Source organism: Parabacteroides leei, from assembly GCF_023369805.1.
GTDB classification, from domain to species: domain Bacteria; phylum Bacteroidota; class Bacteroidia; order Bacteroidales; family Tannerellaceae; genus Parabacteroides; species Parabacteroides leei.
Map to the genome: position 1 here is coordinate 102,050 of NZ_JAMBQG010000013.1, position 17,181 is coordinate 119,230.

The following is a 17,181-nucleotide window of genomic DNA, read 5'->3' on the forward strand; positions in this document are numbered from 1 at the left end:
AATTCTCAAAACTTATACCTGAGAAGCACATATATATCTGTTTTATTATGTCCTTCTATTTCTTCCTGATCCGTACCTATCAAATCCCTATCTGCATAATAAGTATGGGCCAGCTTTGCAGAAAGAGATAGTTTATCCAGTATGTTCCATCGAAAAGAGAAAGATAACCTGATTCCTTTTCCGTAAAAAGAAGGCATATTGAAAGCATAAAGAATATTCTTTTCATACGAATTGATACGGCTGTAATAATCATCCGTATGAAAATAACCAATATAAAAATCAGACTGAAGAGGAAATGAAGAGGGTTTCCAACCTATACTTTGTGAAATCATCCACCCAAGACTTTGTTTTCCCTGTTGTTCATCGTAATAAACAGCATCTGCAGATGTTTTCAACACCCATGCAGGTTGTAAACCATATAACAATTGAAGACGGAAGCGTTGTTGAGAATAAGGCAGTACACTTTGTGTCGATTCATTCTCTACAGTCTGGTTCTTTTCTTTCTTCCTGTACTTATAACGAAAGTAAGTACTAAAATTCTTTCCTGAATTATAATCCAACTGAACCATATATTCCTGTCCGGAAGAAGGTGAATCTATTCCATATTTCAACCAGGGGAAACGAAATAAGTCGGCATACAACGATAATTTAAAATGGGCGAACGGTGTCCATTGCATCCCTGTATAAACACCTTGCTCATTCTGTACAGTAGAATTCTGACTGAAAGCACTTCCGAAAAAAGCCTGATAACGCCTGTCGTAATAACGATGAAGCAGCAATAACGATAAATAAGAAACAGGCGTTAGTTGAAACGCATTTAATGTAGCTACAGCTTTATTTGAAGACAAGGCTGTTTCACCATAAAATTTAAGTTTATTCGTTTTCAACATATAATCCACACTGATGTTCATATTACTGTTTCCACGGAAATAGAAAAGGTTATAAGGTTTCGGATCAGGTTGTATATCGTATTTTCCAAAAGAATAGGAGAGGGCTGTTATACCGATGGCAAGGTTAGAAGTTGTATAGCGTACATTTCCACCGTATGTCTGCATAGGAACAGTATGTTTCTTATTCCAATCACGTTCCAACCGGTGCAAACCATCGGTTTTAAACGAACTTACTTCATAGTTATCAACACCCGCATCCAGCTTTCTGAAAGAATAAAAGAAACTAATATCCAAATCTTTAATCGAAACGGTAGAAGCTACTCCACGAAAGTAATCATTCTCATTAGTTGAAAAATGACGGCGAAATCCATTCGTACGTCTTTCCGCCTGAGCCACAATAGAACTCCGGCCCGGAGAGAAATCACTGCTGATTACCAAGCCTTGTCCGAAAGAAACTTTGTAATCACCGATTGCAAAGCTTTTCAACCATTTGTTTATATCTTTCAAAAATAAATGTACCGAATAATAATCATACCCTTTATGATACTCATTCCAAAAAGGTTCACCGGCATCTTTCTCCGCTACAATGCCAAACCGGAGCCTTTCATCGAATGCATAAGAATAACGAAGAGAGTGATGGAAAGGTTCACCCAGATATTTCCGGTTCGGATATTGCTGTAAAATACTATCCGGATATGAACAATATCCTTTTTTCTGTTGAAAACATTGATCATATCTGATTTGCAATTCATTAGAACTATACTTCAACATGTTCTTAACAGTAAAAGGACATTTATCAACAGAAATCTCTCCGATATAAACAAAAGGAAGTAACAAAGATATTGTATGAAAATCCAACTCTTCAATATTCTTCAGTTCATAAAGGGTAACCAGTTTACCATATTTTTTACGGTAAGAAATAATCTGTTCAATCTGCAGATCGGATAAAAAAGGCAGACGGGTTAATTCTTCGCTGGTAACACTGTTTAATTCAAAAGGATGTTCAACCAGATATGAAAGATCGGAATAAAGATTTTCAATCCGGGCATCATCATCTGTTTCGGAAGCCATTTCTTCTATGTATTCCATCCACTTATCAACAGAGTAAATATTCTGGCTATTAATATTATAACTGTTTATCAACATATATACTAACAGAGTTATAAACGACTTTTTCATAGTTATATAATTTAAAAAGAATACTTCAAACCTATCCCTGTACTAATACCTAACACCGGATGATACACAGTTGCCACATCTACAGTGAAACAGGAAAAGCGATATCCTACACCAAGAGTAGGCAGAAGGGGAGTTGCCTTGATTCCTGCCCGTACATAAAACTGTTTATATAATTGATATTCCAAGCCGGCACAACCTGTTAAAGTAGTCTGTTTATTCGTCTCCAGATTTCCTACTATCAACAGGCTGTTAATTACTTCCCATTGAAAACCTATCTGTATAGAATAACTCATAAAATAGTTAGTATCAATATCTTCCTTTTTAATAGCGACAGACGGTAAATCCATTATTAACATACCAATCAACAACTTTTCAACCGGAGAATAAATAATACCGATGTCGGTCGACAAATACTGTGGATGTCTCTCTGTCAACTCTGTCTGTATTATTGAATACTGGATACTTATACCGATATTCCATTTTTCATTCAAAGACTTTCCCAGGAAAAGCCGGAACATACTTTCCCTGTATCGATCATAACCGAAAGAAGAGATATTAACACCGATTGGAAGAAAGGTGGCAGGATAAGAAAATGAAAGGTTAATAACTCCCAGTTCTTTTAGTCCGTAGCGATTAAAATAGCTGATATCTAAACTTTTAACACTCTCCAGACCGATCAGTGCCGGATTGAAAAGAAAAGATTGGGTAATACCACATTCTCCCATTCCCACGCTACGCATATCGGGCAAACGTAAGTTATTAACAGCATACAAACAGGGGAAAACTCCCGATAACAGGGATAGAATCAATAGTTTCATAGATAAGATATTTTGGTTGTTAATTTATAAGCACATATAGAATGCTACTAATAATATTCAATGTCCATAGCTAATTCGTTTTGTTATTAATAAGAATTGCTGCAAATATAACGATTCTTATTAATCCGACAACTAATTAACAAGTAAATCATCATTTCTATATAATTAGTCAAATTCTGTAAAACCGGTACAGACTATCGGTAAATCACCTACTTTTGTAGCTTATGATAAAAGTAAGATGGTATAAGATTATGGTTTTGTTTTTACTCTGTGTCACAGCCGGTCAGGCACAGAAACTGAAAATAAACACACTTCCCGAAGGAGTACAAAGAGCTTATCTGGATGGGAAGGATACCATTGCTGTTGTCAATCTCCAGGAAGTATTTGTTTTTCCTCAGATGCGTTTCAAGAATAACCGGGAACAACAAAAGTATAATAAACTGGTTCGAGACGTAAAACGCACATTACCTTATGCTAAAATGGTATATGAAACCCTGATCGAAACCTATGAATATATGGAAACGCTTCCTAATGACAAGGCCCGTCAGGAACATCTGAAACGTATGGAAAAGGATTTGTTCAAAGAATATAAACCGGAACTTAAAAAGCTGACATTCTCACAAGGTAAACTACTTATCAAACTGATCGACAGGGAATGTAACCAATCAAGTTATAACCTGTTGAAAGCTTACCTGGGAGGTTTCAGGGCAGGCTTCTGGAATTTGTTTGCCGGTATGTTCGGAGCCAGCCTGAAATCGGAATACGACCCGAAAGGAAAAGATGCCATGACCGAACGGGTCGTTATTATGGTTGAAAGAGGATTAATCTGATAACTGTTTAAAGAAATCCCAGATAACGATCCCTGTCGTTACCGATACATTTAATGAATGTTTGGTTCCGTATTGGGGTATTTCAATACACATATCACAGTTATCAACAACAGATTGTTGAACACCTTTTACTTCGTTTCCCATGATAACTGCATATTTTTTACCCTTGTCTAACAGCAGTTTATCCAGCATAACACTACCTTCTGCCTGTTCTACTGCACAAACAGTATACCCTTGTTGCTTCAGGTTATCAACAGCGTCGTGTGTATCTTCAAAATATTTCCATTCCACCGTATCTTCAGCTCCCAGGGCAGTCTTATGGATCTCCGCATGAGGAGGACAAGCCGTGATACCGCACAAATAAATAGCCTCTACCTTGAAAGCATCCGACGTACGGAAAACGGATCCGACATTATTCAGACTCCTAACATGATCAAGCACAACAATTAAAGGTATCTTCTTACTCTCTTTAAAAGCCTCCGGGGTGAGGCGGTTCATTTCTGTTATTTTCAGTTTACGCATAGCTCTTTTCTTTGCCTGCAAAAGTAGCTAATTAATGTGGATATGCCGTTGAAAAGGTATTGATAAGTAGTGAACACAAAATGAAAAAAAGTTCTTGCTTTATTCAAATACTTACTTATACTCCTTCCCATTTCAAACACGCAACATTTATAACCCATTATTTATTACGAGCTATTAACAGCAGTTATACACGTATCAACACCCATCAACAGGAACAAACTTTTTCACACAACCAGTTATCAACATAAAACTAATAAAGTCTATAAATAAAAGGAAAACAGAAGTAAAGCTATATTTTATACTGTTAGTATCGTCTTGATAAGCGGTTCATATACTTTAATAACTCCTCAAACAAATATTGTAACAAAAATGTATTAACTGTTTCAACAGGATATCATATACATCATATTTTATTTTTAAATTAAAGATTAATATTAATATAATATATAATTGTGGATAACTAAGAAGAGGGGATTACGGAAGGATACGGTTACAAAGGATTATCTTTGCAATAACGTTTCACCCGTCACGGCTTCTATTTATTTGAATGTAATTCCTTTATGGTGACACGTCTTTACAAAGGTTCCATAAGCACCGGGCGGTAAACCGATAGGCACTGCTTTTAGGTTCGGTAAGCACCGGCTGAAAAAGACAGGTCTTTTGTTTTTAAATGTCCCGTCTTTTAAAGACAAAAGTCCTGTCTTAACATTGGAAAAGTCATATCTTTTAAATGTGAAACGTCTGCCGTCACAGCAACTGTCTGTATGCCAATGTGCTGTACAGCTTGTGACAGGTGAAACGTATGTGTGTGAATCTTGTGTGGATATCCTGTGAACAGGTGGTTGGTAAGTGCTGATAAAAAACTCTTGCTTTTCTCGATTGAGATATCGGATAGGAGAATTATTATGACGGCCAATAAATAGGGAAGCTTCTTTCCCCTTTCTTTTAAAGATTGTTTTGCACTGCTTTAGATGGCTGAAATAAATAAAGTTTTTACCTTTGCACATTATCAACATAGAGTTGATAAGTATAGTAAAATAAAGATTATCAGTAATAAAAGTGGATGATAACTTTGTTGATATACTATTTATATCCTCATAAGGAGGAAAGGGCGATTAAAATATGAACCATTTTAACAGGATATTATATACATCCTATAATCTTTAGAATTAAAAACTAAGAATAATATAATAGATAAACTATGTTGACAAATCAATCGATCGGATATATGGATGCACCGGTACCTAAAGACATAGATCTGAAGGAAGCCATTGATAAACTGCGTAAGGAAAAGAATGCCGTTATCCTTGCGCATTATTATCAGACCGGCGATATACAGGATATAGCAGATTTCGTGGGAGACAGTCTGGCGTTGGCTCAATGGGCTGCCAAAACAACAGCGGATATTATAGTTCTCTGTGGAGTTCATTTTATGGGTGAAACGGCTAAGATCCTATGTCCGGACAAGAAAGTATTGGTTCCTGACCTGAATGCCGGTTGTTCCCTGGCCGATAGTTGTCCGGCTCCTGAGTTTGCTGAATTTGTAAAACAACATCCGGATCATGTGGTTATTTCATATGTCAATACAACAGCTGCGGTAAAAGCGGTAACAGATGTGGTGGTAACTTCCACCAATGCCCGTCAGATCGTTGAAAGTTTTCCGGAAGGAACAAAAATGATCTTCGGTCCGGACCGGAACCTGGGTAATTACATAAACAGTATTACCGGACGTAATATGTTACTCTGGAATGGTGCCTGTCACGTACATGAACAATTTTCACTGGAAAAGATACTGGAATTAAAGAAACAGTATCCGGATGCGGAAGTGATCACTCACCCGGAGTGTAAACAACCCGTTATACAGGTGTCAGACTTCGTAGGTTCGACTGCCGCTCTTTTGAAACACACTATCAAGTCAGATAAGAAACAGTTCATTGTGGCGACGGAAAGCGGCGTTATTCACGAAATGCGGAAAAAGAGTCCGGAGAAAGAGTTTATTCCGGCTCCTCCCAACGACAGTACATGTGCTTGCAACGAATGTAATTTCATGCGGCTGAATACGATGGAAAAGCTGTATAACTGTTTGAAATTTGAAATGCCGGAGATATTTGTCGACGTGGAAGTACAGAAGAAGGCTATCAAACCGATCCGTAAGATGTTGGAGATTTCTGAAAAATTAGGTTTGTAGCATATAGGCTCTCCCATCATTCATAGAACAGAACAAGATGTTATTTAATTCAATAGAGTTTCTGATTTATCTTCCGGTAGTATTCTTACTATATTGGTTTGTTTTCAACAGGAAGATAAAATTACAAAACTTATTTATCGTCATTGTAAGCTATCTGTTTTATGGATGGTGGGATTGGCGTTTTCTTATACTTATTGCCTTTACTTCTTTTTGCAGCTGGTTGAGTGGTGTTGCTATTGCAAAAGTACGGGAAGGCAACGATTCATTATCCGAAGATTCCTTATCCATACAAAAGAAATGCAAATGGATAACCGGGATAAATATTTTCCTGAATTTGGTTATCCTCGGATTCTTCAAATACTTTAATTTCTTTGTTGATAACTTTGTGGAAGTTTTTTCCCTGTTGGGAATTACTTTGCACAAATCGACTTTGCAGATCATTCTTCCGGTAGGTATCAGTTTTTATACGTTTCAGGCTTTGAGTTACACGATAGATGTATACAGGAGAAGGTTGGAACCGACTAAAGATATAGTGGCTTTTTTTGCTTTCGTCAGTTTTTTTCCACAGTTGGTTGCCGGGCCTATCGAAAGAGCCACCAATTTGCTGGTTCAGTTTTATAAGCCGCGTAAGTTTACTTATGACTATGCCGTAGATGGTATGCGTCAGATCTTGTGGGGGTTTTTTAAAAAGATGGTGATTGCTGATAACTGTGCACTGGTAGTGAACGATGTATTCGGTAATTATTCGAATTATTCTGCCAGTACATTGGTTCTGGGAGCTTTTTTATTTGCTTTCCAGATATATGGTGATTTTTCGGGGTATTCGGATATTGCTATCGGGACAGCTAAATTATTTGGTATAACATTGAAGCAAAACTTCCATTATCCTTATTTTTCAAGAAATATTATCGAATTCTGGCGCAGGTGGCATATATCGTTGAATACCTGGTTTGTGGATTATGTATATATACCTTTGGGCGGTAGCAGGGAAGGACAATATAAGCATATACGTAATATTCTGGTTATATTTTTCCTGAGCGGATTGTGGCATGGAGCAAGTTGGACATTCATTACCTGGGGAATCTATCATGGACTATTATTTGTGCCTTTGTTATTATTGAGTAAAAAGAAACAGGGTGATTCACCTATGTTTCCTCCTGTTATTTCAATGTTGATCACTTTCGGGTTCGTTACCCTGGGGTGGATTGTGTTCAGGGCAGAAACGCTCTCTATTGCGTTTAATTATATCGGTGATATATTTTCACCTTCTTTGTTGAGGGTTCCCAAAGTTAGCGGAGCTAATAATGTGACGGCTATGTTATCGTTGGTATTTATAGGTATTCTGTTAGTCGTGGAATGGGTGAACAGGAATAAGCCTTTCGGATTGGATATACAGAACATACAAAGTTTATTTGTCCGGTATTCAATTTATGCCGGCATACTCTTTTCGATTTATTTCTTCGGTGCTGATTCTTCTAATTTTATTTATTTTCAATTCTAAGAAATTATGGAACTGACAGGGAAACAGATAAAGAGGATATTCTTTTTTCTATTATTTATAGTCGTTTTGATGGTTGGTTTGAATGGGGTAACTCCTTACTTCTTCAGGATGCTTCCTAATGATTATGCCCGTACTAAACTTATACTGAATACAATAAAAGATCCGAAACAAGTTCCGGAGATTGTTATTTTCGGTAATAGCAGGGGGATGAGCGGAGTAGATGGCTATATGTTGGAAAAAGAGTTGAGCGATCATCCTGTCGTATATAGTTTTACTTCGACCGGACAGATGCTGAGTGAAAGTGCTTTATATTATTCTTCATTGCCGTCTTCTGTCAAAACGGTTATCCAGTGTCTCGATATAGATGTTCTGTCCAAGCCGGTCGATATGGATATACCTAATCAGGTAGCTTTACATATGTATGGTTATAAGATGGATGACCGGACGAAATTGTTAGTACCTGGTTTATATGATGAATTGAGTAAATCGGATTGGTATTATAATTATAAAGCCAGGAATTGTTTGTTTTCGGGATTCTCATTCGTACTTCGTAATCTATTGGACGATGATGCACCGGAAAGTTCTATCGACAATGAATTGCGTTATCCTGCTGCTCAAGCCTCTTACAGAAATGAAGCTGTTTATCAGCGTGGCCTGGACGAACAAAACAAACAAAATAAGTTTGAAGCATATAGGATAACTCATGAATGGAAACGATTGATAGAGGAGTCTTATTCTTTTTTCAAAGCAAAGAATATTCGATATTATCTGGTGTTGATGCCGTATAATCCTGATATTATATCAGCAAAAAAGACTGAAAAGCAGAAAGCTCTTCAGTCTTATATAAAAGAATTGGGGTATATCCCTTATATCGATTGTTTTGATTTGTTGGAAGCATCCGATTTTTACGATGCAATCCATCCGAATGACAAAGGTGCCAAAAAGATAACCAATCAAATACTTATTTCACTACCATAATTTTAGTAACTACGCTTTCTTTGGCTTCGGGTGTTGCTGAGAATACAAGATAAACTCCGGTTGCAACCCGGCCACCTTTTCTACTTCGGCAATCCCAGGTAAAAGTACCTCCGGCAGATTTTCCCTGGTAAATGATATTACCTTTCAGATCCGTGATCTTTACATTCGAATCATTCATTAATCCGACGATCGTTACATGGTCGTTATGTTCCGGACGAACAGGATTCGGATAAGCATATACATCCGAATAATCTTCTTTTCCTTCTGTTGCATCGCCCATATAAGATACCAATCCTTTTTCAGTGCCTATAAAAACTTCTCCGGTCAGTTGATTAATGGCTAATGAGTTTATCTGATTGGATGGGAGAGGAGAGTTGGTTGTCGTAAAATTTTCGATTGTTTCCATACCATCTTCGCTTACCAGAAATACACCGGAACTTTGTGTAGCTATCCATTTACGGTTTCCTCCGTCTACAGCGATAGCATTTATTTGTTCTCCATCAAGAAAATTGTAAGGAACATCATTGATTTCATCTGCGGGACGGATAACCCGGCTACATCTTATCTCTTCCAGTTTAGCTTTGGGATTGGCACAGTAAATCGGACCTCTGTTAGTTCCAATCCAGACCTGTCCGTTTTTATCTTCAGTAATGCAGAAATAACCGCTGGCATCAATCGTACCGTTGATATCGCTGAATGTCGATATAAAACGAGCTTGGTCGTCGCTTGTGTCATCTATTGTTCTGCCATCATCAAATATTAAAATACCCGCTTTATGTCCATAAGGAACATTTATCCATTTACGATTATCGGAAGTGATTGTTATTTTATCTGCTAAAGGTACGTTTGTAAAACTTTCCGTATTGGAAAAATTAAAACTGATCCAGGTTCCGTCTGTTTTTAATACTTTAAGAACATCTTGTACTCCACAGTTGGTTGCCCATAAGTTACCGTTTTTATCAAATGTTACTCCGCCTATCCGAATATAAGTATATTGACTTCTGTCACCTTCTTTGGGATATATTGTCTCTAGCTTACTGTTTTTATGGTTGAATAGTTCAACGAACTTATCTTCTTTGAATTCAATAATACCTTCTCCATAGCTGGAAACATAGTAGTGGGAAGGATCTTTTGGATCAATGGCAACACCGGTATAATCACTGGCATATTCTGTTTTATTATTTTCATCGGGAATAGTAAATTTGACAGTCGTTTCATCTAAATTGAACCACTTTTCATTGTCATATATCATTAAAGTGCCTTGTTTCCAGTCTCGGGTAGTCCAACGACCTCCTCCGGCTACATATAATTTATCATTATAAGTAGTCATGAAGTAATAGTAATTACGTTTGGGGTATAGGGTAAGATCATTCAGTCCTTCGACAATCGTTCCATATTGATTATTTTTCTTTTGGATACCTTTCAGTCCGTTTACTCCGGATGCTATCCAGAAAGTATTAGGATCTTTCAGTGACGACACATTATATACAATTCCGGGATTGACAATATCTCTTTCTGTCAATGAAGAATAGATGTATAATTGAGTGTTGGTATATGGCATCAATTTATTATTTTGAAAAACCATATTAGTCAAACTATTATTTATCAATAGACTTTTGACTGTTTTATCTGCTTGTTCATAATAAATACCTTTCTTGTATTTTTGATTAGCAAAAAAACATAAGGTATTCTGGAAGAAACATATCTGGCTGATACTGTCCTGGTCGAATTCGAATTCAGATGGAGCCAACTGATAAGAATCCCATTCATTATAATCGAGTAAGTTTGCATCCAACGAGGCTTTCAATATGCCACTCGAAGTAGCTGCATATATGTAATTGCCGTTGATAGTTACGGAATTGACTTTCTTGTTCAATTTGTAAGTATCTTTGATTTCTTTTTTATTCGGATCCATATTAAGGACAATAATCCCGAAATCAGTTGCCAGATAAGCATATTCTTTATATAAGTATATGCTGTTAATGGTTTTATTTGTTACATTCGAATTGTCAAGTAAATAAGAAAGATTATAAATGCCATAATCTCCCAACAGGTCTATATTTCCATTGCTGTAAGTAATCAATAATGTATTTACTTCAGGATTGAAGATAATATGATCTATTCCACTGTCGCTAAGCCCTGTTTGTTTGGTATAATGCTTAACACTATTGTCTTCTTTACTATAACTGTATAGAGAACCGTCCGCTACAGTGAATACATGATTATTACCTTCTGCGACTTTCATTGCAATATTATACGCCAGGTAAGTATTCCATTCTCCAACACTTTTTTGGGCAATGATGCTAGAAGCGGTAACGTATATAAATATAAAAGTGTATATAATTCTTCTCATAATTTATTCTGATAATGTAGATAGAAAAGCACTTAGTTTCTTTACAGCTTCAGCCCGGTGGCTGATCGTATTTTTAATATCATTTCCCATCTCGGCAAAAGTTTGTGTGTAATTATCCGGTACAAAGATAGGATCATATCCGAATCCACTTGCACCTCGTTTATCTTTCGTTATTTGACCATTTACAATTCCTTCAAATAAATACTCCTGGCCATTTAATAAGAGAGCAATAACTGTACGGAAACAAGCTTTTCGGTTTTTTATATTATTCATTTCCTGTAAAAGTTTATTCATATTTGCTTCCGAGTCATGTCCGAGACCTGCATAACGTGCAGAATAAACCCCAGGTGCATTATTTAATGCTTCCACCTCCAGGCCTGTATCGTCGGCAAAACAATCGAATCCATAATGCTCTTTTATGTATCGGGCTTTCTGAAGAGCATTTCCTTCCAGGGTATCACTTGTTTCCGGTATATCATCATGACAACCGATATCTTCCAGGCTTACTATATTTACCAGACCGGATGTTATTTTTTGTACTTCATCCAGTTTATGTTTGTTATTAGTTGCAAATACTAATGTTTTCATACTGCTTATCAATGTATTGTTTTTATTTTTGCACAAAAATACATATCAATTCATTATCAATATGAAGAATGTGCCTGTTCATTTTTATCTTTTTTCTTTAGTTGCTACTTTTTTCCTGGCTATTAGTTTTACATCGGCTGACTTCCTGACCATACCGGTCAGCACAGGAAAAGACCTACTTATTATTGCTTTTCAATGGTCGGTAATAACAATGGTGCTTTTCTTTATTACTATTCTATTAGCTGCTAACAAAATAGTATTTGCTATAACATTCCCATTACTAACATTTCTCAGTTCATTGCTTGCCTGGTTCCGTTTTACCATGAATGCAACTTTGACTCCCATGTTATTAGATGCAGCTTTACAAAATGATATGCGTACATCCGGAGACCTGGTTTCACCAGGTTTGTTAGTATTTGTATTTATAACCTTTGGATTATCTATAGCTTTTGTTGTTTACAGGATTAAACGGGTTACTATTCGCTCGTCTATTTATCCGGTTCTGATAGGCGGATTACTTTTGTTTTCAGTAACGCGTATAAATGCCATAAAATATCCTATATCAGAACGTATACCCTTCAATATTTATTATACTTTTATGAAATATTGGGAAGAAAAACAGGTGATTAGTGAAGAAAGAATAGATTTGACGGAAGGGATACAATGTGGTGATGAAGATGTAACGGTTGTTTTTGTATTAGGTGAGTCGCTTCGTCCGGATCATCTGGGGTTGAATGGATATGAGAGAAATACTACTCCCTTATTATCAAAAGAAGATATTATTTCTTATCCTTTCATTTATGCGGAGCAGACTTATACGAATAGTAGCGTACCTTATATATTGACTCGTGCTGATAGTACCGATTATTCAAGGGCTTATACTGAAAAGTCTTTTATTAGTTTTTTTAAAGCCTGTGATTTTTATACTGTTTGGTTAGCTAACCAGGAAGCAGCCGATACATATGTGTATTTTATGAATGAATGTGATTCATTGTTCCATGTCAATATAAATAAATCTTCTTATGTTGTATTCGACCGTTGGGTAGATGGAGATTTGTTACCTCTTTTTGATAATGCGTTAGAGGTAGATAGAAAGAAGAAACTGATTGTATTACATACAATTGGTTCTCATTGGTGGTATAATTCTCATTTTACAGATGAATTTGCGCGTTTTCAACCGACAGTAAACAGTAAAATTATCTCTTCCTGTACACAAGAAGAAATGATAAATTCGTATGATAATACGATTCTTTATACAGATTATTTTCTGTCTAATCTGATAAATCGTTTAAAGGATGAGAAAGCTATTCTTATCTATCAGTCTGATCATGGAGAAGCTTTGGGAGAGGATGATATTTGGTTACATGCAGTCGAATCGCCTTTTGTTCATCAGGCAACTTGTATGGTTTGGATGTCTGATAAATATAAAGAAGCGTATCCGGATAATTATACGAAAGCAAAAGAGAATTCAGTAAAAAGATTCAGAACCGATTACCTGTTCCATAGTATATTGGATGCAGGAGGAATCGGTTCTGAATATATAAATGATTCGATGAGTATATTCCGTTAAGTTTTTATCTGGTCAAACCCTTCTCCATATACTCCACGGACGATACTTTGTGAAATGAATGCCTGGTGGTCTATTTGTTTTACCAGCCGGAAGATAGATACGGATTCTGACTTCTTAGCCAGCAATACGACAACTTTGACAGGCTTTTTGGAATAGCCTCCTACACCATCCAGAATAGTACATCCACGATCCAGATCATGGATGATCCGATCGGCTATCTCATCATATTTTTGTGAGAATATAAGGAATTGTACGGATTGACGGTTGCCGTTTAGTACCATGTCGAGGACATAGTTGCTGATAAGCATTTCAACAAAACCGAATACGATCTTATCCACATTATGGAAGAGTAGGAAAGAAGAACTGATTATGAAGAAGTCGCAGAACAACAAGGCACGTCCGATAGATATGTTCTTGTATTTGTTTACGATAGCTCCGATAATATCGGTTCCTCCTGTACTTCCGTTAGCAGAGAATACTAGTCCCAATCCGGCACCGCAGAGGAGTGCACCGATCATGATCGCCATAAACGGTTGATCATGCAGTATAGGATTTCCTTTCAGCAACCATTCAAAAAATGACAGGGAAGCAGAAAGAGAGAATACTCCAAAGATTGTCTTTATCAGGAACTTAAGTCCTAAAATCTTTAGAGCGGCTAATAGTAAGACTACATTGATAACAAAGTAAGAAACTGATACCGGTATGGCGCCTCCGGTAGCAAAGAATATCAATGCACAGATACCACTGACACCACCGGTAACAATTTCATTAGACAGGATAAATGCGTTAAATCCGAAACCATATAAAATGGTTCCGAATAGAATCATCAGATAATCCTGTATAGAAAAAAATACTTTATAAAACTGAGCTGTTCTCATTTAGATAACGATATTAACGATCTTACCTGGAACGACAATTACCTTTTTAGGAGTCTTGCCTTCCATCCATTTAGCGGAACTTTCGTGGCTGAGAGCAACCTTTTCTACCTCTTCACGGGGCATATCAGCCGGGAGTTCCAGATTGAAGCGGGCTTTTCCGTTGAATGAGATGGCGTAAGTAACTGAATTTTCTTTCAGATACTCTTCGTTGTGCTGCGGCCATGGAGCATCGCATATAGTTGTGTCGTGACCACATACATGCCATAACTCTTCTGCTGTGTGAGGTGCAAACGGAGCAAGTAAGATAATGAGTTGCTCCAGGATAGCACGCTTATTACATTTCAGGCTGCCTAATTCGTTAATACAGATCATGAAAGCACTGATAGAAGTATTGTAAGAGAAATGCTCGATATCGAATGTTACTTTCTTGATCAGTTTATGTAATGATTTTAATTCCTCAGCTGTAGGTTCAGCGTCTGTGATCTGCAAACTTTCAGTGTTACCATAGAACAAAGCCCACAGTTTCTTCAGGAAGCGATGAACACCGTCGATACCATTTGTATCCCAGGGTTTAGATTGTTCCAACGGGCCTAAGAACATTTCATACAGACGTAAAGTGTCTGCACCGTATTTGTCTACGATCATATCCGGATTTACTACGTTGAACATCGATTTAGACATCTTTTCAACAGCCCATCCGCAGATATATTTACCGTCTTCCAGTATAAATTCTGCATTATGATATTCCGGACGCCATTTTTTGAAAGCTTCGATATCCAGTATATCATTGGATACGATGTTAACGTCTACGTGAATAGGAGTTACTTCATACTGGTCTTTCAGGTTCAGGGATACGAATGTATTTGTATCTTTGATACGGTACACGAAGTTTGAACGTCCCTGGATCATACCTTGGTTGATCAGCTTGCGGAACGGTTCTTCTTCGCAGATTGTTCCCATATCATACAGGAATTTATTCCAGAAGCGGCTGTAAATGAGGTGACCGGTAGCATGTTCCGTTCCACCGATATACAGGTCTACATTACGCCAGTATTCATTCACTTGTTTATCTACCAGGCCTTCATTATTATGAGGATCCATGTAACGCAGATAATAAGCGGAAGAACCGGCAAAGCCAGGCATAGTACAAAGTTCCAACGGGAAGATTGTTTTATTGTCTATTTTGGATGTTTCTACAACCTTTTTGTTTACAGAATCCCAAGCCCATTTAGTTGCATGTCCCAATGGAGGTTCGCCTGTGGCTGTCGGCAGGAATTTATCCACTTCCGGCAGTTGTAACGGTAATGCTTCGAATGGTAACATCTGAGGCATTCCGTCGGCATTGTAATAAACAGGGAACGGTTCGCCCCAATAACGTTGGCGGCTGAAGATGGCATCGCGCAGACGATAGTTAATCTTTACACGTCCCAGTTGATGTTCGGATACATATTTTTTGGTAGCAGCGATTGCTTCTTTTACAGTTAAGCCGTTTAATGACAAGTCGCAATAAGGAGTTACATCCGGTCTCGGTGAATTGCAGACAATACCTTCTTTGGCATCGAAGCTTTCTTCGCTTATATCGCAGCCTTCGATCAACGGAATGATAGGCAGGTTGAAATGTTTTGCAAATGCATAGTCGCGACTATCGTGTGCCGGAACTGCCATGATAGCACCTGTTCCATAGCCGGCCAATACATAGTCGCTGATCCAAACGGGTACTGCATCACCCGTGAACGGATTGATAGCATACGAACCACTGAATACACCGGTTACAGAACGATCGGCAATACGTTCACGTTCCGTACGTTTCTTGGTACGATCCAGATAAGCATCTACTTCCTGCTTTTGTTCAGCTGTCGTCAACTGAGCAACCAGTTCGCTTTCGGGAGCCAATACCATGAAAGTTACACCGAACATAGTATCTGCACGGGTTGTAAAGATGGTAAATTCTATATCACTATCTTTCACTTTGAATTGGATTTCGGCACCTTCGCTACGACCTATCCAGTTACGCTGTGTTTCTTTCAGTGAATCCGTCCAGTCGATCGTATCCAGTCCGTCCAGCAAACGTTGTGCATAAGCAGATACACGCAAACACCACTGGCGCATCATTTTCTGTTCAACAGGGAAACCACCGCGTTCGGAAACACCATTCACGACTTCATCGTTAGCCAGTACGGTTCCTAGTTCGGAACACCAGTTAACCATTGTATCACCCAGGTAAGCGATACGGTAGTTCAGCAATATAGCTTGTTTTTCTTTATCGCTTTTAGATTTCCATTCTTCAGCGGTAAATTGCATTTCTTCACCACAAGCAACATTCAGGCCTTCCGTACCTACTGTTTCAAATGCTTTGATCAGGCTTTCGATAGGTAATGCTTTCTTTGCGTCGTTACAGTAATAGCTGTTGAACATTTTAATAAATGCCCATTGTGTCCAGTGATAATACTCCTTATCACATGTGCGGATTTCACGGCTCCAGTCGTAGCTGAAACCTATTTTGTCCATTTGCTCGCGATAACGGGCAATGTTTTGTTTGGTTGTTACTTCGGGATGTTGTCCGGTTTGGATAGCATATTGTTCTGCAGGCAGACCGTAAGCATCATATCCCATTGGGTGTAATACGTTAAATCCCTGTAACCGTTTGAAACGGGAATAAATATCAGAAGCGATATAACCGAGCGGATGTCCAACATGTAGTCCTGCACCGGATGGGTAAGGGAACATATCCAACACGTAGTATTTGGGTTTATCTTTGTTTTCTTTCACTTTATAAACCCCGTTGGCAATCCAGTATTCTTGCCATTTTTTCTCGATTTCTCTGAAATTGTACTCCATAATATCTAATCGTTTTTTATCGTTTTCAGTTTAAAGCCACAAAGTTAG

The 17,181-nt window shown here is 37.7% G+C and carries 12 protein-coding genes; 5 read left to right on the forward strand and 7 right to left on the reverse strand.

All coding sequences use genetic code 11. The features are described 5' to 3' along the window. Positions 1 to 5: 5 nt before the first annotated feature. A complete protein-coding gene (locus M1P97_RS17810; protein ID WP_249389772.1) occupies positions 6 to 2,069 on the reverse strand; it encodes a helix-hairpin-helix domain-containing protein in 2,064 nt (687 codons plus the stop codon). 11 nt (positions 2,070 to 2,080) lie between these two features. Further along, the gene (locus M1P97_RS17815; protein WP_249389773.1) at positions 2,081 to 2,887 is read right to left on the reverse strand and encodes a hypothetical protein; all 807 of its coding nucleotides are present in this window, start codon (positions 2,885 to 2,887) and stop codon (positions 2,081 to 2,083) included. A gap of 224 nt (positions 2,888 to 3,111) precedes the next feature. Between M1P97_RS17815 and M1P97_RS17820 the strand changes: the two genes are divergently transcribed. After that, positions 3,112 to 3,717, forward strand: coding sequence for a DUF4294 domain-containing protein (locus M1P97_RS17820; protein ID WP_249389774.1), 606 nt, complete (start codon positions 3,112 to 3,114; stop codon positions 3,715 to 3,717). Here M1P97_RS17820 and M1P97_RS17825 read toward each other — a convergent pair. Then, positions 3,709 to 4,239 (reverse strand): RNA methyltransferase, encoded by a 531-nt coding sequence (locus M1P97_RS17825; protein ID WP_249389775.1) that lies wholly within the window; start codon positions 4,237 to 4,239, stop codon positions 3,709 to 3,711. The genes M1P97_RS17820 and M1P97_RS17825 overlap by 9 nt on opposite strands. A 1,201-nt stretch (positions 4,240 to 5,440) precedes the next feature. Between M1P97_RS17825 and nadA the strand changes: the two genes are divergently transcribed. From nadA to M1P97_RS17840, 3 genes are read left to right on the forward strand one after another with little or no spacing between them, the layout of a single operon-like run. Continuing rightward, positions 5,441 to 6,427, forward strand: a complete 987-nt coding sequence (nadA, locus tag M1P97_RS17830; RefSeq protein WP_249389776.1) for a quinolinate synthase NadA — start codon at positions 5,441 to 5,443, stop codon at positions 6,425 to 6,427. Between the two features lie 37 nt (positions 6,428 to 6,464). Next, on the forward strand, positions 6,465 to 7,928 hold the full coding sequence (locus M1P97_RS17835; RefSeq protein ID WP_249389777.1) for an MBOAT family O-acyltransferase: 1,464 nt from the start codon (positions 6,465 to 6,467) through the stop codon (positions 7,926 to 7,928). A gap of 6 nt (positions 7,929 to 7,934) precedes the next feature. Continuing rightward, positions 7,935 to 8,906 (forward strand): SGNH/GDSL hydrolase family protein, encoded by a 972-nt coding sequence (locus tag M1P97_RS17840; RefSeq protein WP_195370521.1) that lies wholly within the window; start codon positions 7,935 to 7,937, stop codon positions 8,904 to 8,906. Here M1P97_RS17840 and porZ read toward each other — a convergent pair. Together porZ and M1P97_RS17850 are read right to left on the reverse strand one after the other, a co-directional pair. Next, the gene (gene porZ, locus M1P97_RS17845) at positions 8,890 to 11,259 is read right to left on the reverse strand and encodes a type IX secretion system anionic LPS delivery protein PorZ (RefSeq protein WP_249389778.1); all 2,370 of its coding nucleotides are present in this window, start codon (positions 11,257 to 11,259) and stop codon (positions 8,890 to 8,892) included. The genes M1P97_RS17840 and porZ overlap by 17 nt on opposite strands. A 3-nt stretch (positions 11,260 to 11,262) precedes the next feature. Beyond that, positions 11,263 to 11,847: a non-canonical purine NTP diphosphatase gene (locus M1P97_RS17850; RefSeq protein ID WP_249389779.1), complete on the reverse strand. Its 585-nt coding sequence runs from the start codon at positions 11,845 to 11,847 to the stop codon at positions 11,263 to 11,265. A 61-nt stretch (positions 11,848 to 11,908) separates the two neighbouring features. On the opposite strand from M1P97_RS17850, the gene M1P97_RS17855 reads away from it, so the two are divergent. Continuing rightward, positions 11,909 to 13,417 (forward strand): phosphoethanolamine transferase, encoded by a 1,509-nt coding sequence (locus M1P97_RS17855; protein WP_249389780.1) that lies wholly within the window; start codon positions 11,909 to 11,911, stop codon positions 13,415 to 13,417. Here M1P97_RS17855 and M1P97_RS17860 read toward each other — a convergent pair. Then, a complete protein-coding gene (locus M1P97_RS17860) occupies positions 13,414 to 14,295 on the reverse strand; it encodes a YitT family protein (RefSeq protein ID WP_129730848.1) in 882 nt (293 codons plus the stop codon). The genes M1P97_RS17855 and M1P97_RS17860 overlap by 4 nt on opposite strands. After that, positions 14,296 to 17,133, reverse strand: a complete 2,838-nt coding sequence (gene leuS / locus M1P97_RS17865) for a leucine--tRNA ligase (RefSeq protein ID WP_249389781.1) — start codon at positions 17,131 to 17,133, stop codon at positions 14,296 to 14,298. It abuts the gene before it with no gap. Between the last annotated feature and the right edge of the window lie 48 nt (positions 17,134 to 17,181).

Coding starts and splice junctions, on each gene's coding strand:
- M1P97_RS17820 (WP_249389774.1), top strand. CDS start 3,112: ATGATAAAAGTAAGATGGTATAAGATTATGGTTTTGTTTTTACTCTGT.
- M1P97_RS17835 (WP_249389777.1), top strand. CDS start 6,465: ATGTTATTTAATTCAATAGAGTTTCTGATTTATCTTCCGGTAGTATTC.
- M1P97_RS17855 (WP_249389780.1), top strand. CDS start 11,909: ATGAAGAATGTGCCTGTTCATTTTTATCTTTTTTCTTTAGTTGCTACT.
- porZ (WP_249389778.1), bottom strand. CDS start 11,259: ATGAGAAGAATTATATACACTTTTATATTTATATACGTTACCGCTTCT.
- M1P97_RS17850 (WP_249389779.1), bottom strand. CDS start 11,847: ATGAAAACATTAGTATTTGCAACTAATAACAAACATAAACTGGATGAA.
- M1P97_RS17860 (WP_129730848.1), bottom strand. CDS start 14,295: ATGAGAACAGCTCAGTTTTATAAAGTATTTTTTTCTATACAGGATTAT.
- M1P97_RS17810 (WP_249389772.1), bottom strand. CDS start 2,069: ATGAAAAAGTCGTTTATAACTCTGTTAGTATATATGTTGATAAACAGT.
- M1P97_RS17815 (WP_249389773.1), bottom strand. CDS start 2,887: ATGAAACTATTGATTCTATCCCTGTTATCGGGAGTTTTCCCCTGTTTG.
- nadA (WP_249389776.1), top strand. CDS start 5,441: ATGTTGACAAATCAATCGATCGGATATATGGATGCACCGGTACCTAAA.
- M1P97_RS17825 (WP_249389775.1), bottom strand. CDS start 4,239: ATGCGTAAACTGAAAATAACAGAAATGAACCGCCTCACCCCGGAGGCT.
- M1P97_RS17840 (WP_195370521.1), top strand. CDS start 7,935: ATGGAACTGACAGGGAAACAGATAAAGAGGATATTCTTTTTTCTATTA.
- leuS (WP_249389781.1), bottom strand. CDS start 17,133: ATGGAGTACAATTTCAGAGAAATCGAGAAAAAATGGCAAGAATACTGG.